The sequence below is a fragment of the Bacillus sp. L_1B0_5 genome (assembly GCF_000836715.1).
GTDB classification, from domain to species: Bacteria; Bacillota; Bacilli; order Bacillales; family Bacillaceae_G; genus Bacillus_A; species Bacillus_A thuringiensis_S.
In genome coordinates this window covers 30,065-52,154 of the sequence record NZ_JXIS01000060.1, presented here as the reverse complement: position 1 = coordinate 52,154, position 22,090 = coordinate 30,065, and the positions used below count along the sequence as shown (strand labels likewise).

Sequence of the window (22,090 nt, the reverse complement as noted above, 5' to 3'; positions counted from 1 at the left end):
TAAATTACATGATATAATTAAGTTAGGAAGATGTCATCACTTCTATTTCCCCCTCTAATTCACTTCAATTACATCACCAAACTTAAACAGTCTTTGATTATGAAAAGCATCTGTACAAGTAATCGTCTCATTTAATGGATTAATATCCACGACTGTTATGTAATTTTTATATAAATAGCCGTCTTTATAATATGTAAGTAAAACCTCTTCTTCACCTAAAAATGAAGTTAATAGCTTATTTTCAATCATTTCTTTTGCATCTTGCGTTACAATTGGACGCGAGGCTTTCGTTTGCTCCTTTATCATTTCTTTAATAACTGCAAATTGCTCTGGCATACTAGCAAACGGTTGCCACTTCACCATTTTATCAAGACTTTTTTTCGATTATTGTAGCGATATTAATGCCTCTATCGTTGTATACATATCTTCATACATAATTCTCTTTATAATAGATTTCTATATTTTAAAGTTTGTTAAGCAATTATTACATTTTGATAAACCTGGAAAATTAAAACACCTATGTGAGGTGTTTTTAATACACTGGGATTTTATATGCCAACTTAAGTACCTTTACAGTGGTGTTTAAATACAATGGTATGAGTAGTTACCATTGTATTTAAGTGTTCAATAAATATCAGAATAACGAAGGGGTTTGGCTGATGAAGAACAATATTAAAGGATTAATTGAATATGGCGAACGTATTCCACATTTTCATAAAGATTTCCCCATAATTTTATTTTGGAGTCACAGAAGTGGTTGCACTTCTCTGGCGAATTGGTTTTTCTTCCAAATTGGGTTATATGAGGAAGCAATGAAATATGCACCGTTCATTCATTACTATGAATCTGAAATATACAAAAATAAAGTTGATTACTACACAAATTTAGAAATGCAACTCTTGGAACTAAGTAAGGATACCATAAAACTTGTGCGCAACCCTTATAAAAGAGCTGTAAGCTCATTTTTAATACTTTATGACAACCCTTACGCCTCGAAACAATGGGAACAGATTAGAGAATATTTTTATAATGATAAAAATGAATCGAAAGGAATTTCATTTAAACAATTTTTATATTATGTAAAAGAAATAGGGGCTAAATCCATTCTGTTAGATCAACATTTTTCACAACAATATATTGAGGGAGAAGAAAAGGTCATCAAACAAAATATAAAACTAGAGAATTTTAATACAATAATTCCGCAGCTGGAGAAAGAATATGGATTACTTTCTTCTGATATATCACTCCTTACAAACTCCAATCACCATAGGGCACATCAAATGATTCATAAAGGAAATTATGCAGATGATGATATTACAAATCCACACTTCCCTTCATTACCAACCTATCGAAGTTTTTATGATGAAGAAGCTCTAAACCTTGTTTCAGAAATATTTACTGACGATTTTGAAGCATATGGATATAAGAAGAATGGAATTAATTTTTAACTAATATACCTATCACCCGACTATGTATAGAGTCTCTTTAAAAACTATAACCACTATGAAAAGCCAGCGGTATGGAAGGGGAATTATAATGAGCATTTCTATTATAATGATGGGTTTCATCATAGGGGGATTGGTTGGAGTAACAGGGATAGGTGGGGCCGCATTACTGACTCCATTTCTTCTAACATTAGGCATAAGTCCTTCTGTAGCTGTTGGAACGGATCTAGTATATAATTCTATCACTAAAATGTTTGGAATATCCCAACACTGGAAACAGAAAACCATCAATTTTAAACTAGTAAAATATCTAGCTATTGGGAGTTTACCTAGTGCAATTATCGCAGTAATAATAATTCATTTCTTGCCAATTTTTCATGATAATCGAGAGGGAATTATAAAATATATATTAGGATATGTTTTAATCCTTGCGGCAATTTCTATTTTTATAAAAACATTTTTCTATAATGAATCTACACAAAGTTTTTTTCAAAAACAGACTATGGTCCAAAAAAAGAACCTAACAATTCTTATCGGTGCAATACTCGGTTTTATCGTGGGACTTACTTCCGTTGGATCAGGCTCTTTATTTGCTATTGCAATGATATATTTATATCGACTGAAACCATCCGAATTAGTAGGCACAGATATTACACATGCGTTTTTATTAGTGACGGTTGCAAGCATACTAAATATGAATTTAGGAAACGTAGATTATCTTTTATTAATTCACTTACTCATTGGTTCTATCCCAGGTGTCATACTTGGTAGTAAATTCTCCACTAAGATTCCCGTTAAACCTCTTCAAATATTTTTAGCTATCATTATTGGTGTTAGTGGACTAAAGTTAGTTATCGCTTATTAAAAATATTTCATGTTTTGCTATATAAGAATGGAGGTTCAAAATGGATCATATAGAACTATATAATTTTATATACAAGCAAGGGCGTGTCCCTCATTTTCATAAAGATTTTCCCCTCATCTTGTTTTGGAGTCAAAAAAGCGGATGTACTTCGCTAGCCCACTGGTTTTTTTATCAAATTAATTTATTTAAAGAAGCGATAAAGTACAATCCGTTCATTCACAACTATGAGTATGAAGTATATAAGAACTCTACACATTATTTAGCACAATTAGCTAATGGATTACAAACTAAAGAGAAGAAGACGTATAAACTAGTAAGAAATCCTTATAGAAGGGCAGTAAGTTCTTTTGTTGCTCTGGTTCCACCACCAAATATTGAAAATCCCGTATGGAAACCCATTCGGCAATTTCTGTATGGTGATGAAACTTGCAATAAACCCATTTCCTTTAAACTATTTTTGTATTACTTAAAAGCACACATGACAAAATTAGATCAAGTAGATCCTCACTTTACACAACAATATATACAAGGAGAAGAAGAATTTGTTACAAACTATATCCATCTAGAAAATTTTAACACAGGTATTTCGAAGCTAGAAGAGGTATATAAATTAAAAAAATCACCATTAGATCTATTATCAAAATCTTGGCATTATCAAGGGAGTAAGATGATTTACAAAGGAGTTTATGCAGACGCTGATATTACAACCCCTGTTTTTCCACGATTACCTACTTATGATAGTTTTTATGACGCAGAAACAATTCAGTTGGTTCAAGAGGTATTTGCAAAAGATTTTAATATGTATCATTATGATTTAAATTCTATTTCTTAAAATAAAAATGTTCAAATCCTGCTTTATTAAGGGTGTTATTTTACAACTGATAGGACGATATCACATATTTATAAATTTTCATAAACCTTTCCTAAATCTTTTTTCAGTTGTGTTTTTAAGTGCTCATTTTCACTTTCTAATAGCTTGTTCTTATATTTTAAAAGATTGAGCTTATTCTTTAAAGTTTCTATGATTACATCCTTGGAGGCATCCGATGTCCTTCTTTTTATATTCTTAAAATCATGTATGCCTTCTTGCTGTTGACGTAAGTCTTCAATCGTTTTTCTGATTAAGGGTTCTCTATATAAATATGCTTTTGAAACCTGTGCTTTTTCTGAAACTGAATTAAAATTAATTTTTTGTCCTTCTTTAACCATTAACTGTATTACTTCATTCACTCTATATTGTGTTTCCCTCTTTTTTTTAGAGGCATGATTCAATAACCCCGTTGTATTCGGATGTTTGTTAACCATCAATTTTTCTTTCCTCTCCTATATATTCTCGTTTATGTTTCGGCATACCGAAAATTCCAATTTCATTTTTCAATGAATCCCTAATTTCCTTATACTTATTAAGTTTTGGTTGAATCAATTCAATAGAACGAATACGACCGCTAGTTTGATACTTTATAATATCTTCTTCCATCTTTGATATCTGCGCATTATAGTAATCTAAAAATGTTGTATCTACATGAAAACTCCTACAATTATTTTTAATACAAGGGGTTTCTAAAGAATAATCTAAGAATTCACAGCTAACCTTAGGACTCTTTATGCATAATCCATGATCCAAACGAATAGAGTCCATGTTATGGCGAATCCATTCTAGTTCCAAACCGTTTTCTTCTGCCTGCTCAGGGAGACTGGCTTGTATTAATTCTCCAGTTGTGTCAATACGCACTGAGTTTTGAACTTTTTCCCATTCCCTACGAAGAGTGTTATCTGAAATTTTTGCATAAGTTAATGTCATTTCAGGACTAGTATGTGCCATTAACTTTTGTACATGAAGAATATTCATACCATTATTAATTAGATTGACCCCATATCTATGTCGAAAAGCATGGTTCTTAAATAGAAATATTTCTCCATTTTTATCAAGGATTTTATATTTTTCGGCTAGTTGATTTAATGCATAGGTAACCGATTTTTGTGAAAAGGCCATCCCTCTATTTTTTCCAGTAAGAACAGGGAACAAAAATTGATTTAAGTTGTTATGATTCTTTTCATGATTGTTAATATATTCTTGTTGTATTTTAACGATTTCCACAATTTCTTCTGAAATAGGAACAATATGTTCTTTTACATTTACTTTTCGTTGATCTCCTACCAACCACCAACCATCTTGCTTATATGTTAGACAATTTAATTGTAACTGACATACATCTGAGACTCTAAATCCTGTTGCTTCCATAATGACTATTAATCGTGCAATTTCCGAATCTAAATCATGTAGATTTTCCAACACTTGCTCCCATATAAAATCTGGCACATGTTTAACATGTTCGTGATAGTTTTTCTTTTCTCTTCGAGGAAAGTCTTCGGGAAATATTAATCTGTTAACAGGGGTTTTAGGTGCTTCTTTCCATTCAAAACCTTGCATATATTCAATTATTCTTCTGACATTTGAAAGGCACTCTATTACATGACGATTACTAGGAACACGATTTTTCGTATAACTCTTTCCTCCCATTTCACGATTTCTAACATAAAATAAAAAATCTTCAATGTCCTGTCTTTGTAGATTCTGTAAATCTATCCACTTTGGATACGTTTCTACAATGTAATCAAAAAACAAATACATTTTCTTTAAAATATTTTGGGCGGTGGCAAAGGTAATTTGTTGGTGTATAAGTAATGTTTGATTTACATACTTTTTAACTAATTCCCGAAAGGGAAATTTTATACTGGTGAAATTAAGAAATCTGTCTCTTCGAGACATATTATATGGAATCCCTAGTCTTTTTATATTCCATTTATCTTTTTGATGTTCAGGTCGTTCGTCATAATAATTAGAGAAAAAATCATATAAACTTTTACATACTCCAAGATAAGGTGAAATAAATTCTCCTCCACGATGATGGGGGTATTTTAACGGCTTATTATTTTCAGTTAGATATAATTTGTATTCATCTAATAATGTAGTGTAAGGAATATCAATTATCGATGTGACTTGAGGAAATTTTTCGACTAAAAATTTTGAAAGAAAGTACATTTTATAAAAATGTTTCTCCATAAAGCTGGATAAAAGCCAAATTTCATTGGTTAAAGAATAAAAAGAATAGTACTTTATCTCCAGTTTAATATATTCATTACTAATTTTATTGAAATCAACAATTTTTTTTGTTTCTTTAATTTTTCCTCTTCTATCTGGCAGGGGAAACTCTTCGATTTTCCATTCATCTAAAGCCCAATAACCTTTAAGGTCGTTCATAACTTTACGTTGTATTTTATTGGAATTAATAGCTACGATATTCATTTTCTCATTCTCCTATGCTGCTGGGCTTCATCCCAGTGCTTTCTTATAGTTTCTTCTGAAGGATGAATATACATATTTAAAGTAGTTTGTACCTGGGCATGTCCTAATAATTTTTGAATGATACCAGCGTCCATGCCTAGATCATAAAGTTGTGTTGCACATGTATGTCTAAGTGTATGAGCGGTAAAGTTTATTTTCGTTTTTTTAGACAATATACGTATAACAGCTTGCAAAGCCCAATATTGCATTGGTTGCCCTTTATTTTTCCCTTTTAAATTAATAAACACATGGTTAGAATCTACATCATTAGTATGGTAATCGATAATATAATCTTGGAATAAATTCATTGTTTCATTTGATACATATACTTTTCTTTTTTCTCCAGCTTGTGTTTTAGATTCTCTAACAGTGATACTACCATCATTGATATTGAAGTCCTCTATCCATAAACTTAATAACTCAGAAGCTCTTAATCCTCCTTCATATAAAATACGAATTATTAACTCATCTCTTATGTTATTACATGCTATATGAATTAATTCGGCCTGCTTAGTAGTAATGGTTTTTATTTTTCTTTTAGGTTCCTTAAGTTTTAAGATATTAATTTTGGTTGTTGGGGTATGTGTTATATGATCTAAAAATTTACGATACTTCCGCCTTGTATTATGGACTTCTTTTGTAACTTTGGATTTTACATTAAATAAAATTTGACCACTACGCCATTGGTAGTCCAAAAATTCAATAACACAATTAGCGATTAAGTTAACGGAAGATTCAGTTCTTTTAGCGTGCGCTAACTTCTTTGTGTCATTTAAATAGATAGTATTCATATCATCTGTTGATTTTCTTAACCAATGAATAAATTCTGTTAATAAACTTATATCCACTTCTCTGTAATCTTTATTCTTTTCGTTTAGAAAACACCAGAATATTTTCAAATGATAACAGTATGTTTTAAGTGTATTAGGTGCTTTTCCTAAAGAATCCTTATGTTTTATAAATTTCATGATTGGGATAACTGGTTCACCCTTGTTATGTAAAACCATCCAACGTTCTTCCCCAAACGATGTAATAATACTTTGTACTTTAAACATTTTTCCACCTCCAACTGTTCAATCTATCTATACTATAAATACTATCTCTTTTTTACTATTATTATAGCTTCTACAAAGAGACAAAAAAAGAGAACTACCTATCGTTGTATACGTTATCTCTACTCATATATTATACTATTGTTAACACCATTCCTCTTCCTTTTGGCATGTTAGCATTCTTCACGATTTATGCCCTCCTAATAATGTGTTTCTATATCTTGCTGTTGCGACGCTTGTGTAGGAAATCCCTCGTAAAATACTGTTCTTACCAAACCGTGTTCGAATTTCGTCCATAACTTTCGTTAATCTCATTTCTTTTTCTCTTTGTACAATATTATCGAAAAGCGAAATTTGCTCTTCCCCTTCATTTATTAAATTGGTTAGCGAGATACTTATTGATCGAATTGGTTCTCCTGTATGTCTCTCGTATAAAAAATATGTACAAACATTATATATATCCATTGTTAAATTTGTTGCTCTATTTAACGTATGTGCCTTTTTTATTCCCCCGCCGTATTCCTTGCTATATCCAACCGAAAAATGAATTGTTTGCGCGCATTTCTTTTCTCGTCTCAACCTGTAACAAATTTCTTCTATGTGCTCTAGTAAAATAACGATGAACTCTTCTATCGAATAATCACGTAATAATATTTGGCTTTTCGCTATAGATGTTGTTGCAGGAACGTATTTTTCTGCTATTCTGCTAAAATCAATCCCGTTACTGTGTAAATGTAATTCTTCTCCTATTACACCGAACGACTGCTTTAAATATTTCAAAGGGTACTGCGCTAACTCCCCTATTGTATGTATACCTTTTCGGTTCAATTTCATTTCCGTTTTATACGATATACCCCAAAATTTACTAAGCGGTCTAATGCCCCATAACTTCTCGGGTATATCGTCATACGTCCACTGCGCTATTCCATCTTTATTCTTTTTTGCTTCCACATCCATCGCAAAGATTACTAAAAAATGTACATTATGTTGTGTACATAACTATTGTATAAGGTTAAAATTAGATTATCTGAAAATTCGAAATATATATTTCGATTAATAATCTAAAACAAGGGGAGAAAACTTTGAGCAGTATTCTGGTTAACAAATATAAGACGTTATCTAATCAAGAATATCAGTTTTGTGTGGATACAGCACTAGTAGAAATTAAAGGGACTGATAAGGAGTCATTCTATCGCAAACATGCTTTAATTATGCTTAAACACAAGACATTGAAAATCTCTATTGTTCATCCACTAAGTGCTTTTATTTTTCAAAATTGGAAGTATAAAAGTTATAATACACAAAGATTGCACGCGATACACTTATGTCAATTTTTAAATTATATACTTATTGATAAAAGAAATGACTTTTGTCTTACGTCACTAGCAGAATTAAAATTCGAACATGGTAGTACATTTTTAAATGAATTATTATGGAAAAGAAAGACTAATTCTAGTGTTAAAAATATAGAAAGATCACTCGTATATTTTTATGAGTTTTTAGCACAAAAAAAATGTTCTAAGTACTATACGATCAAAGATTTTACTGAAGCTGTTACACCCAATAACCCTAAGCAAAAATATAAATTATCTCCATTCCAAGTAAAGTATTCTAACGAAGCGGCTAATGTAAAATATACTGATTTAAAAGCGATAGAACACACTTTGCCACCTAAACATATTTTATCTTTTATTAGAATGGCTATACATGTTGCTCCACCTATAGCATTAGCTATCTACTTATCCATATTTGGGGGATTGAGAATTGGGGAAATTGCTAATATTACATTAAAAGATATTACACCTTATAGTGATTCATACGGAAAAGGTGGAATGAAAATAGCTTTAACTTCACAAACACTTCGACCAGATATTAAAGATACGAATGGAACTAGCTATGTTAAAAAGCCGCGCCTACAATTTGTTTATAATATAAAAAATATACTCCCTCATCTTTATAAAGATCATCTTAGATTACTGAAGGGAATCTATGATTCCTCTGATTTACCTTTAACAACTCCCCTTTTTGTAAACAGAGACGGTAAAGCAATGACAGGAAAATCTATTAGATATCACTTTGAAAAAGTGAAAAAATGTTTTATAGAGGAATTATCAAAGTCATTAAATATAGACGATGTTATTATGTCCATCAATTTAAAAAATACCAAATGGTCATTTCACATTGGAAGAGGAACTTTTACAAACCTAATCGCTAAGGTTGCAAATAACCCTTATGAAGTAGCTTTGTCTAGGGGCGATACAAGTATTTTCTCAGCTCTGACTTATATGGCTGATACTGTAGAGTTAAAGAATGAAATTGAAAAATTATTGGATGAATTGTTTAAAGATTATTAACTAGTTTAAGGGGAGGAAAAGATGAAGTTATTAACAATAAACGAAGCTGCCAATATACTTTCTATAAATGCAAAATCACTTAGGGGTTGGTTTTATCGAAAAGCTAATCCTTTAGAAGTCGTTGCCAATCTCAAAATTGAAATGGTACGTGGTAAAAAATTCATTCCAGAAAAAGCTGTCAATGATTTTTTATACTTCCAGTCTAATTACTTATCTTCTAAAGAAATAGCAACCATGCTACATTTAAGCGTACAGGATGTTCAAAATCGAATTAAAAAAAAGAGATTTAAAGACATAATTGTAATAGGTAACCGCACGTACGTACATAGACAGGAGATAATCACTTTAGTTACTCAACCGTTTAATCCATCAAATTACTACACAGTGAATTTTTTAATAAAAGACTTGCAATTAGATCGTAGTACAATTATTGAATATATACATAATAATTCATTCCCAGACTCTATAAAAATAAAGTCTACATGGTACGTTCCAAAAGATTCTGTTGAAAAATTTAAAGAACAGAGACAAAAATTCTTTAATGTAAACAACATCAATGATTATTATTCACTTTCACAAGCTGCAAAAATTTTAGGTTTAAAAAATCGGCGCTCACTTTATAAGCTTTTAGATAATCAACATATTAATTTTGAATCTGTGAATTATGGTACTAAAAAACAGATAATGCTCCTTAAAGAACAGGTAGATTCGTATCAAAGATTTATGACAACTATTCCGGATTATTATTATACAATTCAAGAGATACAAAATCTCCTTTTTTTAAACGAGACACAAATACAAAGATTCTCTACAATTTGGGAAGGATGTATCTGGGTAATATACCAAGGGAAATGTCAAAAAGTAATATCAAAAGAAGCCATTAATAACTATTTAAATTCTCCGGATTCATACCGTTTATTAAAGCTTGAAAAACCAGAAGATGTGTTTTATCATACCGTTCGCTCTATATTCAATACCCCTTCTTTAGCAGATACTATCTCTATAATGGAAGAGTTCTTTTTAAGTAAAATGAATTCCTCACAAGCCAATATGCATATACAACGTATGCAAGCGCGTGAATATGGTTTATTTTGCAAAGAATTATTAGAATTATTAACTAAAGATATTATGTATTGTAGCGATGCTACTTTAAAAATGCTTTTCAATAACCTTTCTTCTGGAAATTACAAAAAGCATTTTGTTCACTTTTTAGACTATTGTAAAGAGAACTTAAGTGATTGTATTTTTTCTAATACATACAAAATTTCGGCTAAACCTTCCTCTTCAGGTAATGATAAAGAAATTTATCCTCTAGAAGATTTTATTTATTTCCAAAAATACGTGAAGAATATAGAAAAACACTTCTTACAAGCTATAGAAGATCGAAGATACGCGGGTACATGGTTGTATGTTTCTCTTCATTTTACTAACGCTTGGCGTTCTCGGGATTTTCTTGAACTGCCTTTTATTAATATAAAATTAGCTGGAGATTTTTCTTTCGAATGGCTTAAAAATGGAAACAGATTAAATACTACACAAGCTCAAAAAATTATTAATCAATATGCTTCACAAAGACTAGTTGTTTCCAAAACTGGCGCTTTGAATCGTTTTTTAGTTAACTTTGATATGTTAATTCCAATTGCTACAATGATTGTCATTTGTGATTTACATAGACAAGGAGTAGACGATAGTAAATTAATAAACCTAGGTAATAGAAGAGGAGCAATTCACAAACTTTTTTTTGAGGATTACAAATTTAATTTTCAAAGTCGAAAAATGAATCGAAGTTTTATGACTTATCTATTTCATAAAGCTGTACAAAGCTCAGAATATAAAGCAACCGCATTAGCCCTACCTCAAAGAGCACGCTCTCATACTAATCAAGAATCTACTTCTATTTATATTCAAACAACAAACAAAGATGGACCTATCAGTAATGTCACAGAGCATTTATTTAATCGTGGTCACTTTGGGTATCTATACAATTTATTAATTCAAGCTATACAGATAAAAAAAGAGAATAATATTAGTTTAGATGAAGAAACGGCACGTATTTTAGAGATACAAAAAATCTTTCAGACCCCTTTAAGTTTTGAGGATTTCGGTTATTTTTTACAAACACAACATCAAGAACGCGAGTCCATGGCTCTTCAAATTCTTAGTATGCCTTTAAAGACATTAGAAGACAAGTTAGAAAAGTTATATAAAGACTTATCTCCTTCTCATACAGAACATATTCAATGTTTTAATTATCCTAATTGTATAACTCCAAATAGTTCTTCTTGCGTGGGATGTATATATTCGATTCCAAAAGTTTATTTATTAATTAGTATTCAAGAGGAAATTTCAAAAAGAATAATTGTTTTAAAAAGTGCAACCCTCATATCTGTAGCAGAGAGAGAGAAATCATGGATTTTAAGATTGCTTCATCTATTACAAGAAGCTGTTGATACATTTGGCAAGGATTATATAAATTCTTTTGTTGACTTAAATACTTTGTTTCAAGAAATAAAGACAGCATTCATTCATTTTGATCATTATTTTATATCTAATTAGGTCTATATGATAACCCAGAGGTGTTGAAAAAGTGTTAAAAAATCTAGAAATATATAATAAAGAGTTTATATCTGATGTAGGAATAAAATCGTATATCGAATCTTTAAGTAAAGTCTTTTTCTCTCACGATAAACAAACTAAGTTTACTCAAATGTTTGATGAATTTAAAAAAATAGGTGTAATTATTAATGACAGATTCGAAGACACTATTTGGCTACTTGCTGATAAAGATAAGCGAATTACTAAAATTCTTTTCAATATATACTCTCTTCCTATATATAAAGAATCTCTACGTTACTACGTGCTATTAGAGTTAAGACAAGAGAATTCATTAAAAACTATACAGGGGAAAATACAATTTATAAAACAAGCAATTTTAGTAACTAAAGGCTTTGAAGATAGCCAGTGTTACTCCCAATTAGAATCCTTTCTCAACAATAAATCAGCAAGTGTAATTTTCAAATACGCTACATCGTTAGCAAAATACTTACTTTTTATTGGTTACGAGGAACAAGATGATTTAATCATTCTATGTAAACAATTCGCTTATGGTTATACGAACACCGTCAGAAATTTGCCTGATTTTAAGGATGTACTAACTTTCGATTGGATTATACGTGATTTCCAAAAAAATTGGACAGATACAGAAAAAGAAATTTATTTCCCTATTATTTTATGGTGGAATATTACATTGATCATTCCCATGCGGATAAAAGAATTCATTTTATTATCTAGAGAATGTGCACAAGAGAATAATGGAAAGTATACACTAACAGTTCCAAGAACAAAAAAGCAAGCAAGAAAAATACACAGTATAGATGTAACTGATACACTAACTATTAGTAAACGTATATATGATTTAATTCAAGAGTATATCTTTATTACAAATGAAAACTCAAATAATGAGTATCTATTATCTTATTATCATTACTGCAAATCTCAACGATATCAAAAGACCCATGGTAATGCTTTTAAGAATAAGAAAGATAAAACTAGATTTGAAGAAGGACAACTATATACATTACTAAAAAATTTTTATGAGGAAATAGTTACGAAAAAGTATGGTCTATCGCTTCAATATATCAAACCTTTAGATACAAGGCATTTTGCTTTCTGTAATATGATGTTTCAAGGGTTTAATATGCTCACTATAGCTAGAATAGGAGGACATAGTTCTTTAGATGCACAAATGCATTATTTTAATCATCTAGAATACTTTAGCCAATCATCGATTCAATATTTGTCAGATCAGTACAGGAAAATGCCGTATGTTTCTTTACATACAGAAGGAATATCAAATGACGATAATATAAAAAAATTGTTTTCTAAATCTTTTCTTAATCAATTGTCAAAAGCAGATTTAAAAAAATTATCACGAATGGAACATGGTTATTGTCTTCATAATCCAAAAGATTGTCCCGTAGGAGATTGTAGATATTGTGAGTATTTTTTTATTCCTAACGATGAATTTAATCTTGATTTATATAGATGGTTGAGTGACGAATCTGAAATATTATGGAGACGCATTAAAGAACAACTTCTTTTGTTTCAAACTATTACCAAAAATATGAATTACAACTTTATTACCTTGGAATATGATGAACTTTCACAAGCAGAATTAAACTATATTTCTCGGAACTTTAAAAAAATGCAGGAACAAAAAGCTAGAGTAGATGTACAGTTAGACGCAGTAGCAAACTCTTTATTTGGGGGCATAAACGATGAAGAATAAAGTAGGAAAACCAAAGAAGTATCCATTACAAGAGCTTCGACAACAGTTACTTAATTATGTTCAGAAACATCCCAATAAAGTTATATCTTACATAGATCTTGAAAGAGAAACTGGTATAAGTCGGAATACTTGGTCTCGGAATTTAAAAGACGAGATTGCTAAATTAAATGAACCAATACCGTTCACAACTAAAATAGATTTTGATACAGGAATTCCCCTTCCTAATATTTTTGATATAGTTGAAAAAAATTATAATAATAAGCAAAAATTAATTTCTTCACTAACACATTTAAATGCATGTATTAATTCGCTATACGCGATTGCTAAAAAAGAACAAGCATTTGAAATGGAAAATACTACGTTAAAAATAAAAATAAAAGAATTAGAGCAAATGTTGCATGAAAAAGAATGTGAAATAAGAGAATTAAAACAACAGATATCCCATTATAGCCAAGCTTATCGTAATATTTGCGCCTCCTCTACATACAGAGAAAAAGGAATACAAAATGTTTTAGAATTTAAAACAGGTAGTAAAGAAAATGAAGAAAAAATATCGGCAGATTTATCTAAGCAATTTAAAATGTTTGATTTTGAATAAAATTAATATATCCTGATTAACATCTATAGAACGAATCAATTTCATAGAAAACGCCATTCTTTCCTATGATTCTACAAAAAGAATAGCGTATTTTTTCACTTTATAACAAGTTTATTAGTTATTAACATCAAATAGTGTCAATAGTATTTTATTATTATAAAGGAGGCATCGTATCAAAAAATAAAATTGTACGTTTAGACGTAATTTGGACATATTTTAAGATATTTGCTGTATGTTAAGACAATTTATAAATGTAAAATCTTATGTTTATACTGTAAAAAAACTAGCCCCTCAGAAGAGAGGCTAGTTGACGTGAAATTCGTTCTCGAGAGTTAAATAATCTAGAATTATTTATATTTTAAGATTATTTCATATCTTTTGTCCTATCCATGCAAAAGCATACATAACAGCTGTTATAACAAATACTATCACTGGTCCTACGATAAACAAACCAAATAGTAAAGATATTACAGCTTCTGTAAAAGTACGAACAGGTCCTACCTTTTTAGCTGTGTTTATTGTCTCATATTTTTTTTCTTTAAGTATTTTTTCAAGATGAGACACTTTTTGATTTAATTCCCGTAACTCTTTAATTAACTCCGTATCCTTTTCCATATACATCCGCCTTTCAAAATGACATTACCATATATAGGTACTGTATACTCTATACAAGTTAATTTACATAAGATAACATAATCGTTAGCAACCAAATACCAGAAATCCATTCATATCAAGAACCTTTTAGTTTTCCATTCCCTTTCTGGATGCAATATTCCATCCATTCTTTTCACAACAGCATTTGGAAGTTCAACATGTTCTCGTAGACAGCATATTCTTTGTGTATATAATCCATTTCCTAAAAAGTTGGATTATCTTTTAAAACATAAAGACTTGCAAAGTTTTTGTTAATTTCTTTTATTATTAGCATTATAAGGATCCGTTATTTTTTCACAATAAAGGGACATATAATTATTTTGTTTTTTTATAAAGCAGATTTTGTTTGATGAAAATCTCTTCCTACTTAATATAGCTTTAGGAGTTTGTGATTGTAGATATTTTTGTGATTTTTATAGATTATACTATTTAATATTGACTCATTTTGTATGTTATAAGTTTGTTATTTGTTTTATCCATTGCTCTAACATATTTTCATTCATTTCACCAGCATGTTTTTTTATGATTTTTCCTCTTGAATCTATTAAATAAGTTGCCGGTAGCGTAGTTACTTGATACTTATTACCTATTTGACCATTCGTGTCTATAACGACTGGAAATGACAAATTTTTTTCTTTAATAAAGTTTTTTACAGCTATTTCTGATTCTTGTGAGTTAATAGATATTATTTCTATGTCTTTTTCTTTGTATACTTTGTAAATATTTTGAAATGCTGACATTTCTCTTTGACATGGTTCACACCATGTTCCCCAAAAATTAATTATTATTCCATCTTTTTTCATTTTACTCAGTTGAATTTTTTCTTTGTTAATTGTGTTTAGTATAAAATCAGGAGCTAACTCATTTTCTGCAATATTATTTTTGTCTTCTTTTTTTACAACTCCTTCATACACCGCGTATGTAACAGCTGCGAATAGTGTAATAAGAATGAGCATTCTAGTAATAAATCTTCTTTCATTTCGCATTTATTTTCACACCTCCTATATTATAAATTTTATCAGAATTTTAGTAATATATAAGGAAAAATTTTGTATTTTTTGAGATAATTAGATTAACAAGAATTTTTCGTTGATTTTAATTTATTCTGTTATAAGGGGGTTTGGCTTAATGGATAATGTTACTTGGTGGTTAGCTTTAAGCGCTGGATTTTTAGCTTTTATTTCACCATGTTGTTTACCTTTATATCCGTCTTTTATATCTTATATAACGGGTATATCAATAAAGGAATTAAATGACAAAAATTCTGTTTCAAAGAATAAAAAGATACTTGTTCATGCCAGTTTATTTTTGGTAGGTTTTTCTTGTATTTTTTATGTACTTGGTTTTTCAGCAAGTTGGGTTGGGAAAATATTTATTGATTATAAAGATTTAATTAGAATGTTAGGTGCTATATTTATTGGATTTATGGGATTATTTTTATTAGGTATAGTCAAACCAACATTCATGTTACAAGAACACAGGTTCAGTTTAAAAACTAAGGATGTAAGTGTAATTAATTCTTTCATTATTGGTGTAATTTTCTCTGCAGGATGGACTCCGTGTATTGGTCCTATATTTGGTTCTATAATGTATGCTAGTGTTATGGATCCAACGAAAACATTTATAAATGTGACAGCCTATTCTTTAGGTTTTTCCATCCCTTTTTTATTAATGGCTTTTTTCATTGGGAAGACTCGATTTATCACTAGATATTCATCTATTTTCATGAAAATAGGAGGAGTATTAATGGTTGTCATTGCTGTACTTTTATATACTAATAAAATGACATATATCAGTATGATGCTTTCTGATTTATTTTAATTGAGTTTCATTATTTATGAAACTCAATCCATTGTGATTAAACTAGGTAGGGGAGAAGTAGTCCAAAACAAGCAAGTTATTATTTTACAGTTATTTATGAGAATTTAACTCGTTTTTTTCGTTTTGGAGGTATCTACTTTTTTTAGATTGATGGCGATGTGGCTGAACCCCAAGTAAAAAAGAAAGTCACACATTAAGTATACAAAGCATAAATTTTCTACAATTTCAAAAAAGAATGTACATATATAATGTACATTCCGTATCAATAGATAAATAGCGCTAATATATGTTTTTTATTTATGTACAAAGTAATTTTTGGTAGTCTCAAAGCCACTTTACTCAATAATAAATTAGGCCCTATACCAATCGTACTTTCAATCCGTGTGCGTTCATATATTTCTCGCTTGAACTTTAATGCGAACTCGCGCGGATTACTGGCAAACAAATGAATGCTTGCAGTCATATCCATAAAAAATTCATCGATACTATATTGATGAAAATCTTCCGGCGCGACATACTGCAAAGCTAAACCCGTTATGAAAGTTGAACACTTCATATACGTATGCATAATTGGATTCACAATAATAATATCTGGTCGCTTCGGTATTTCGTACAAACGAGCCATCTTCTTTATTCCTAACGCTTTTAATGGCGGTGTTGCCGCTAATACAATTGATCCGCTCTGATTCACATCCCCTACGACAGCCAATTTTGTATATCTTGGATCAAGTCCTTTTTTAATACATGATACACTCGCATAAAAGCTACGAAGATCTACACAAAGAATAATACGATTCGGTAAAAGAAAATAATCATACAAGGTAATCACTCCTAAATAAAGAACGTTTGTTCTCATTATATACGAACTCTTGTTCTTTTTGAAGGTATTTCTATGAAAATTTTGGTTAAAATAACCTTTACTAAATTCTAAGAAAACCTTAAAGAATTTCCCTCTGTATTCATAGGAATTGTTTTCTATACCGAAAAATATAAATAGATACAGGGAGAAACAACTAAATTCTTCGTGAATAGGTACGGTATTTTAGAACTCATTTTTTAGTAGTGTTTTTTTATAGAAAACAAAATATTATTGGTTATTTTCTCAACGTTGTTTTTCTAGTTTTATCATTCAAATTTAAATACATATTTATTTAATCTACATAAACTAAAAATATATAAGTGCATACTTTATGAATTTTTTATAATAACATCTCGAACAGACTATCATAAATCGTAAGTTTAATAACTCGGATACATTAATCACCTCCAATAAAGTTCCGAATAGCCAAGTACTATAGCTTGTATTTCTTTTAAAATAAACATTCAAATCTCTAATTATATAATTTTGTACGAGAAAGGGATTGAATTTATGCACAATCTTAATTTCATTTGTGAACAATTTGCTACAATACTTAAAGGAAAAAGTAAAATAAGTCAAGGTGGTTGTTCGGTGTCTTTTCACCGCGATTTTAGCGTGCTTGTTCAAGGAAAACGGAGTACCAATGTAGTACCCGTCGGAGTAAGTTTTGAATCGTTGGATCAAAATAGTAATGCATTAAATTTAGGCGAAATCGCTGTTCTACAAGAAGAGATTCCTGCATTTATGCAATCAATTATACAACAAGGAATTATTGTCAGTGCTTTACATAATCACTGGCTGTACATGAATTCCTTAATTATGTATATTCATGTCCAATCGGTAGAGCCCCCATTACATTTTGCACAAAAGTTGGCGAATTCTTTTTTACCCTTAAGTAGCTATCCTATTGCTAATAATGAAGGGCAATGATTGGTGTTTGGAATAATTACATTTTCTATATGTGTAAACATAATAAAATCATTTCACTTTTTGCCAAAAAGTAAAAAAACTGCCTATCAAATTTTTAGATAGGCAGTTTTTGAATCTATTAAAATAAAGTACCCTACTATTTTATAAAATATTATTGCCTAAACAAAAAATACAGATTTTCAATTCACTGTGGCTTTCTTATCTCATATATTCCTCTAAAGTTAGTTTTTCCTTATATATTTTTTAGCAATTTCTCCTACATAGCGAATATACCAAGGCTCATACGCATAAACAGTCATATTTCTCTATTCTTTTGGATAACAAATGATATATCCTGCACGATGCGTATTTTCTTTCGGCCACTTCCCTTCCTTCGTCTTAGCACACCATAACTCTAATTCATTATTTGTATCTTTAACATCCATCGTTAAGCCTAGTTGATGTTCGATATGTCCCGTTTTTTCAAAAAAGCCCCCCTATACGTTCAGGATATCGACTTTTGTTTACTTCACTTTTTTTCGGCACTCTGCATCTATACAGTATATCCATTGACCACGGTAAGATTTATTTCAAACCCACAAAAAATAGATTACCTGCACATTAAGAAGTATAGCGTACAGGTAATCTATTTGTTTTTGAGATTAATAAAAAACTAATTTATTTTTTGAATTCTTCCATCAATAATAGACTGAATTGGTTCTTTTGATTTTTTTATATAATCTACTAATGCTTCAAAATCAGTTGGTCCTGTTTCAGCATCTTTACCGTTTCTAAAGGATACAAATCCATCTCCACCTGAAGCTAGAAATGCGTTCGCAACGACGCTGTAAGTTTTAGAAGGAATAATTTCTTCTCCATTTGTTAAGCGAATACTTGTTACTTTTTCTCCATTAGGCTTGTTCGCATCCCAAGTATATTGGATCCCCGAAATTTGAAGCATTCTTGTTATATCTTTTTGCCATTGTTGATTTAAAATATCACGAATGTCTTGACCTGTTAAATTTACTTTTATTAATTGATTTCCGAATGGTTGAATACCATATATCTCTCCCCATGTAATATCACCAGCATCTAAGTCATTACGAATACCACCAGGATTCATAAGTGCAATTTGAGATTGCATTGTTGCACGCTGGGCATCAGCAACTAAATTTCCAAGAATAGATTCACCAGCCGTATTTAGTTTACGATCTAGTGGAGCAATAGACTTACCTACAACTTCATTAACAAGAGGTGCGATTTTTGCTTGATATTTCTCCATCTTCTTCTTTATTTTTTTATCAGGCTCCATGCCTTCATGGTAAGTTGTAACAATTTCTGCTTTTTTCTCAACAATATCTTGTGTTTTACGATCAATCTTTACATCAACATCAGCAAAAGCCATACCATAAGAATTTGCTTGTACGACAAGTTTATTATTAACAGTTCCATTTACATAAGTGTGGCTATGCCCACCAAAAATAACATCGACTTCTGGATCAGTCTCATTTGCTAATCGGACGATATCACCATTTGTTACGCCATTTCCATCTGTTGTCCCCCCGTTATGCGCAAGAACAACGATAGATTTAACACCTAGTTTTTTTAATTGCTTTACAGATTTGTTAATAGCTTCAACTTCATCTGTAATTTCTACATTCTTTAGCATAGTAGGCATAACAAGGTTAGGAACATCCGTTGTTACAACTCCGATAAATCCAACAGGAACTCCTTGTACCTTTTTTATAGTGAATGGTGGTAAAAATAAACGCCCGGTGGACTTATTATAGAAATTTGCAGCAACATATGGGAATTTTGCTCCTTTAAAATTTCCTGTTTTCTCATGGTATCCACCATAAATAAGGCGGTTCATTTCTTCAACACCTTCATCAAATTCATGATTTCCTATAGTTCCAACATCGAATTTCAAATCATTTAGAAATTCAATGGTAGGTTCGTCTTGTAATAATGCTGAAACAGGAGTACTTGCTCCAACAACATCGCCAGCATGTACTTTTAATGTATTCGGATTTTGTTTTTCACGATCACGTAAATAAGCCCCTAAGTACTCGATTCCCCCTGCATCTTTATTGTTAATTTTTTTTACTGTGTCTAGTTGCCCATGAAAATCGTTAATACCGAGCATTTGTACATCTATGTAGCGGTTTGGTTCTGTACTTGCTTGGGCTGAAGGCATAGCAAATACACTAGTAAAAGTAACTGTACTTAATGCTAAAGCAACTGGAATGATTTTTTTCAACATAAAATTTCTCTCCCCTAATTAAAATCTTACATAATACAATGTTATTTTAATATATCAAGAGAATTATTTCTATAAAAATTCAACTAATTATAAAAATTAATAAGATTTTATCATTTCCAAACAAAACACTCCTTCTTCAAAAATTTGAAGATGTAAAACAACAATTTCAAGAGGAAGATGATTATTTGTAGGCTGTAGTCTACACTTTTGGATTAGGATATAAAGGCCCCCTCTCAACTTAAGAAACTTCACTACACAAACAAGAAAATGTGCATTTCTTTGTTTTGAGGATTATTCAAAATATTATCTTGATAGTAATATAGCAATCCATCTAAAAGACCTAAAAAAACTCTAATCAATAAATTTTTGCTGTTAAGAAGAATATTCAATTCGAAACTAATGGCGATTTATAAACCTAACTCAATATCACCATTTAAAAATGAATAAAAATTTCGTTATGGAAGATTTCGATTTTTTAAATTGATTACAGTGGTGCACTACGCCGCATTTAAAAAGATGCTCCTGGATTTATCCAAGAGCATCTTTTATAAAGCTTTCTTTTTACTTGTTTATAATTTATTATTTAACAATTATATAGTTGTAATCAGCCCTTTAAAAATAATAGGAGTGCTTCATTAAATTCTTTAGCATGCGTTGCATTTAGCCCATGTGGACCACCCTTTATTAAGGCTACTTTAGAATTAGGAATTGCTTCATGTGTTAATTTCCCACTATATTCATATGGTACAGTTGCATCTGAATCACCATGAATAACAAGGGTAGGTATATTAATCTTGGCTAAATCGCCTCTGAAGTCTGTTTTGCTGAAAGCAGCGATACAATCTAGTGTTCCTTTAGGTGATGCACCCGCAGCGATATCCCTATTGTAAAGTCGAAATGGTTCACTAACTAAGTCAGTTCGATCTCCAGCAGCAAAAAATCCTTTCGTAAACTCATCAAGGAATGCTAGGCGATCATTTTTTACTCCATTTTCAAATCCTTGAATTGCTACATCATCTAATACACCCTCAGGATGATCTGCTGACTTGTAAAGGAATGGTGGTACAGCTCCTGCAAATACAGCCTTCTCTACTCTATTGGTTCCATATTTCCCAATATACCGGGCTACCTCGCCTCCCCCCATAGAAAAACCAACAAGTGTGACATTTTGAAGCTCTAAATGTTCTAATAGTTGATGTAAATCAGAAGTAAAGGTATCATATTCATACCCTTCCCACGGCTGAGATGATTTTCCAAATCCTCGTCGATCATACGTTATAACTCTATATCCAGCCTCAACAAGAGCTGGAACTTGGTATTCCCAAGATCGACCACTTAACGGCCAACCATGAATTAGTACAACTGGTTTTCCTGTGCCATGATCCTCAAAATATATCTCAATTGGTGCTTGATTTTCGGTTCCTACAGTAATTTTCGCCATGCTTCTACCTCCAAAAAATATTCTAATATGTATCCTTTTCTTCAATACTCCGGATGAATGTCATAACCTATTCATGCACGTTTATGTTGTGAAATCTAAGTATGAAACTCTATTGTTCCAACGCATTCATTTTCTCCTTTTGGAACAATCCCCCCTCTAATACCTTTTTCATCATAAAATAATTACTGAACATTA

General features: G+C 30.7%; 17 protein-coding genes and 3 pseudogenes. 9 read left to right on the top strand and 11 right to left on the bottom strand.

What is annotated here, in order from left to right:
• Nucleotides 1–54: 54 nt before the first annotated feature.
• Complete coding sequence (locus tag RT27_RS20010) at nt 55–363, bottom strand: YolD-like family protein (RefSeq protein WP_043937169.1); 309 nt, start codon at nt 361–363, stop codon at nt 55–57.
• 296 nt (nt 364–659) lie between these two features.
• Here RT27_RS20010 and RT27_RS20005 point away from each other — a divergent pair, with 296 nt between their 5' ends.
• The 3 genes from RT27_RS20005 to RT27_RS19995 all read left to right on the top strand — a co-directional run bounded on the left by RT27_RS20005 (nt 660) and on the right by RT27_RS19995 (nt 3,142).
• Nucleotides 660–1,448, top strand: a complete 789-nt coding sequence (locus tag RT27_RS20005) for a sulfotransferase family 2 domain-containing protein (RefSeq protein ID WP_043937167.1) — start codon at nt 660–662, stop codon at nt 1,446–1,448.
• An 88-nt stretch (nt 1,449–1,536) separates the two neighbouring features.
• Complete coding sequence (locus RT27_RS20000; protein WP_000027993.1) at nt 1,537–2,310, top strand: sulfite exporter TauE/SafE family protein; 774 nt, start codon at nt 1,537–1,539, stop codon at nt 2,308–2,310.
• 40 nt (nt 2,311–2,350) lie between these two features.
• Nucleotides 2,351–3,142 (top strand): sulfotransferase family 2 domain-containing protein, encoded by a 792-nt coding sequence (locus RT27_RS19995; RefSeq protein WP_043937166.1) that lies wholly within the window; start codon nt 2,351–2,353, stop codon nt 3,140–3,142.
• Between the two features lie 68 nt (nt 3,143–3,210).
• Here the strand turns inward: RT27_RS19995 and RT27_RS19990 are convergent, their stop codons facing one another.
• The 4 genes and pseudogenes from RT27_RS19990 to RT27_RS19975 all read right to left on the bottom strand — a co-directional run.
• Nucleotides 3,211–3,615 carry a DUF6262 family protein gene (locus RT27_RS19990; RefSeq protein WP_000247457.1) on the bottom strand — a complete coding sequence of 135 codons (405 nt, stop codon included), beginning with the start codon at nt 3,613–3,615 and terminating at the stop codon, nt 3,211–3,213.
• Nucleotides 3,608–5,617, bottom strand: coding sequence for a tyrosine-type recombinase/integrase (locus RT27_RS19985; protein ID WP_043937165.1), 2,010 nt, complete (start codon nt 5,615–5,617; stop codon nt 3,608–3,610). The genes RT27_RS19990 and RT27_RS19985 overlap by 8 nt, the downstream gene beginning before the upstream one ends.
• Nucleotides 5,614–6,711: a tyrosine-type recombinase/integrase gene (locus tag RT27_RS19980; RefSeq protein WP_043937164.1), complete on the bottom strand. Its 1,098-nt coding sequence runs from the start codon at nt 6,709–6,711 to the stop codon at nt 5,614–5,616. Before RT27_RS19980 ends, RT27_RS19985 begins: the two co-directional genes overlap by 4 nt.
• Nucleotides 6,712–6,891: 180 nt before the next feature.
• A pseudogene (locus RT27_RS19975) lies at nt 6,892–7,668 on the bottom strand (DNA repair protein); the annotation flags it as partial.
• 122 nt (nt 7,669–7,790) lie between these two features.
• Between RT27_RS19975 and RT27_RS19970 the strand changes: the two are divergent.
• Genes RT27_RS19970 through RT27_RS19955 form a run of 4 tightly spaced genes read left to right on the top strand, consistent with a single transcriptional unit; the run spans nt 7,791 to nt 13,948 of the window.
• Nucleotides 7,791–9,062 (top strand): site-specific integrase, encoded by a 1,272-nt coding sequence (locus tag RT27_RS19970; RefSeq protein ID WP_082044873.1) that lies wholly within the window; start codon nt 7,791–7,793, stop codon nt 9,060–9,062.
• Nucleotides 9,063–9,083: 21 nt separating this feature from the next.
• Nucleotides 9,084–11,618, top strand: a complete 2,535-nt coding sequence (locus RT27_RS19965) for a helix-turn-helix domain-containing protein (RefSeq protein WP_043937163.1) — start codon at nt 9,084–9,086, stop codon at nt 11,616–11,618.
• Between the two features lie 31 nt (nt 11,619–11,649).
• Nucleotides 11,650–13,350, top strand: a complete 1,701-nt coding sequence (locus RT27_RS19960) for a tyrosine-type recombinase/integrase (RefSeq protein WP_043937161.1) — start codon at nt 11,650–11,652, stop codon at nt 13,348–13,350.
• Entirely contained in the window at nt 13,340–13,948 is a 609-nt protein-coding gene (locus tag RT27_RS19955) for a hypothetical protein (protein ID WP_043937160.1), read from the top strand. The genes RT27_RS19960 and RT27_RS19955 overlap by 11 nt, the downstream gene beginning before the upstream one ends.
• A 369-nt stretch (nt 13,949–14,317) precedes the next feature.
• Here RT27_RS19955 and RT27_RS19950 read toward each other — a convergent pair whose 3' ends face one another.
• Together RT27_RS19950 and resA are read right to left on the bottom strand one after the other, a co-directional pair.
• Nucleotides 14,318–14,563 (bottom strand): hypothetical protein, encoded by a 246-nt coding sequence (locus RT27_RS19950; RefSeq protein ID WP_043937159.1) that lies wholly within the window; start codon nt 14,561–14,563, stop codon nt 14,318–14,320.
• 491 nt (nt 14,564–15,054) lie between these two features.
• Complete coding sequence (gene resA / locus RT27_RS19945) at nt 15,055–15,588, bottom strand: thiol-disulfide oxidoreductase ResA (RefSeq protein WP_043937158.1); 534 nt, start codon at nt 15,586–15,588, stop codon at nt 15,055–15,057.
• 142 nt (nt 15,589–15,730) lie between these two features.
• Here resA and RT27_RS19940 point away from each other — a divergent pair, with 142 nt between their 5' ends.
• The gene (locus RT27_RS19940; protein ID WP_043937156.1) at nt 15,731–16,423 is read left to right on the top strand and encodes a cytochrome c biogenesis protein CcdA; all 693 of its coding nucleotides are present in this window, start codon (nt 15,731–15,733) and stop codon (nt 16,421–16,423) included.
• A 325-nt stretch (nt 16,424–16,748) separates the two neighbouring features.
• Here RT27_RS19940 and RT27_RS19935 read toward each other — a convergent pair.
• Nucleotides 16,749–17,243: pseudogene (locus RT27_RS19935) on the bottom strand (DNA repair protein); the annotation flags it as partial.
• Between the two features lie 549 nt (nt 17,244–17,792).
• Here RT27_RS19935 and RT27_RS19930 point away from each other — a divergent pair.
• A complete protein-coding gene (locus RT27_RS19930) occupies nt 17,793–18,212 on the top strand; it encodes a DUF1259 domain-containing protein (protein WP_043937153.1) in 420 nt (139 codons plus the stop codon).
• A gap of 198 nt (nt 18,213–18,410) precedes the next feature.
• Here RT27_RS19930 and RT27_RS35290 read toward each other — a convergent pair.
• The 3 genes and pseudogenes from RT27_RS35290 to RT27_RS19920 form a co-directional block, all read right to left on the bottom strand.
• Nucleotides 18,411–18,673: pseudogene (locus RT27_RS35290) on the bottom strand (D-alanyl-D-alanine carboxypeptidase family protein); the annotation flags it as partial.
• 191 nt (nt 18,674–18,864) lie between these two features.
• Nucleotides 18,865–20,454, bottom strand: coding sequence for a 5'-nucleotidase C-terminal domain-containing protein (locus RT27_RS19925; RefSeq protein WP_029442719.1), 1,590 nt, complete (start codon nt 20,452–20,454; stop codon nt 18,865–18,867).
• A 604-nt stretch (nt 20,455–21,058) separates the two neighbouring features.
• Nucleotides 21,059–21,895, bottom strand: coding sequence for an alpha/beta hydrolase (locus RT27_RS19920; RefSeq protein WP_016081054.1), 837 nt, complete (start codon nt 21,893–21,895; stop codon nt 21,059–21,061).
• Nucleotides 21,896–22,090: the final 195 nt, after the last annotated feature.

Coding starts and splice junctions, on each gene's coding strand:
- RT27_RS20010 (WP_043937169.1), bottom strand. CDS start 363: ATGGTGAAGTGGCAACCGTTTGCTAGTATGCCAGAGCAATTTGCAGTT.
- RT27_RS20005 (WP_043937167.1), top strand. CDS start 660: ATGAAGAACAATATTAAAGGATTAATTGAATATGGCGAACGTATTCCA.
- RT27_RS20000 (WP_000027993.1), top strand. CDS start 1,537: ATGAGCATTTCTATTATAATGATGGGTTTCATCATAGGGGGATTGGTT.
- RT27_RS19995 (WP_043937166.1), top strand. CDS start 2,351: ATGGATCATATAGAACTATATAATTTTATATACAAGCAAGGGCGTGTC.
- RT27_RS19990 (WP_000247457.1), bottom strand. CDS start 3,615: ATGGTTAACAAACATCCGAATACAACGGGGTTATTGAATCATGCCTCT.
- RT27_RS19985 (WP_043937165.1), bottom strand. CDS start 5,617: ATGAATATCGTAGCTATTAATTCCAATAAAATACAACGTAAAGTTATG.
- RT27_RS19980 (WP_043937164.1), bottom strand. CDS start 6,711: ATGTTTAAAGTACAAAGTATTATTACATCGTTTGGGGAAGAACGTTGG.
- RT27_RS19965 (WP_043937163.1), top strand. CDS start 9,084: ATGAAGTTATTAACAATAAACGAAGCTGCCAATATACTTTCTATAAAT.
- RT27_RS19955 (WP_043937160.1), top strand. CDS start 13,340: ATGAAGAATAAAGTAGGAAAACCAAAGAAGTATCCATTACAAGAGCTT.
- RT27_RS19950 (WP_043937159.1), bottom strand. CDS start 14,563: ATGGAAAAGGATACGGAGTTAATTAAAGAGTTACGGGAATTAAATCAA.
- resA (WP_043937158.1), bottom strand. CDS start 15,588: ATGCGAAATGAAAGAAGATTTATTACTAGAATGCTCATTCTTATTACA.
- RT27_RS19940 (WP_043937156.1), top strand. CDS start 15,731: ATGGATAATGTTACTTGGTGGTTAGCTTTAAGCGCTGGATTTTTAGCT.
- RT27_RS19930 (WP_043937153.1), top strand. CDS start 17,793: ATGCACAATCTTAATTTCATTTGTGAACAATTTGCTACAATACTTAAA.
- RT27_RS19925 (WP_029442719.1), bottom strand. CDS start 20,454: ATGTTGAAAAAAATCATTCCAGTTGCTTTAGCATTAAGTACAGTTACT.
- RT27_RS19920 (WP_016081054.1), bottom strand. CDS start 21,895: ATGGCGAAAATTACTGTAGGAACCGAAAATCAAGCACCAATTGAGATA.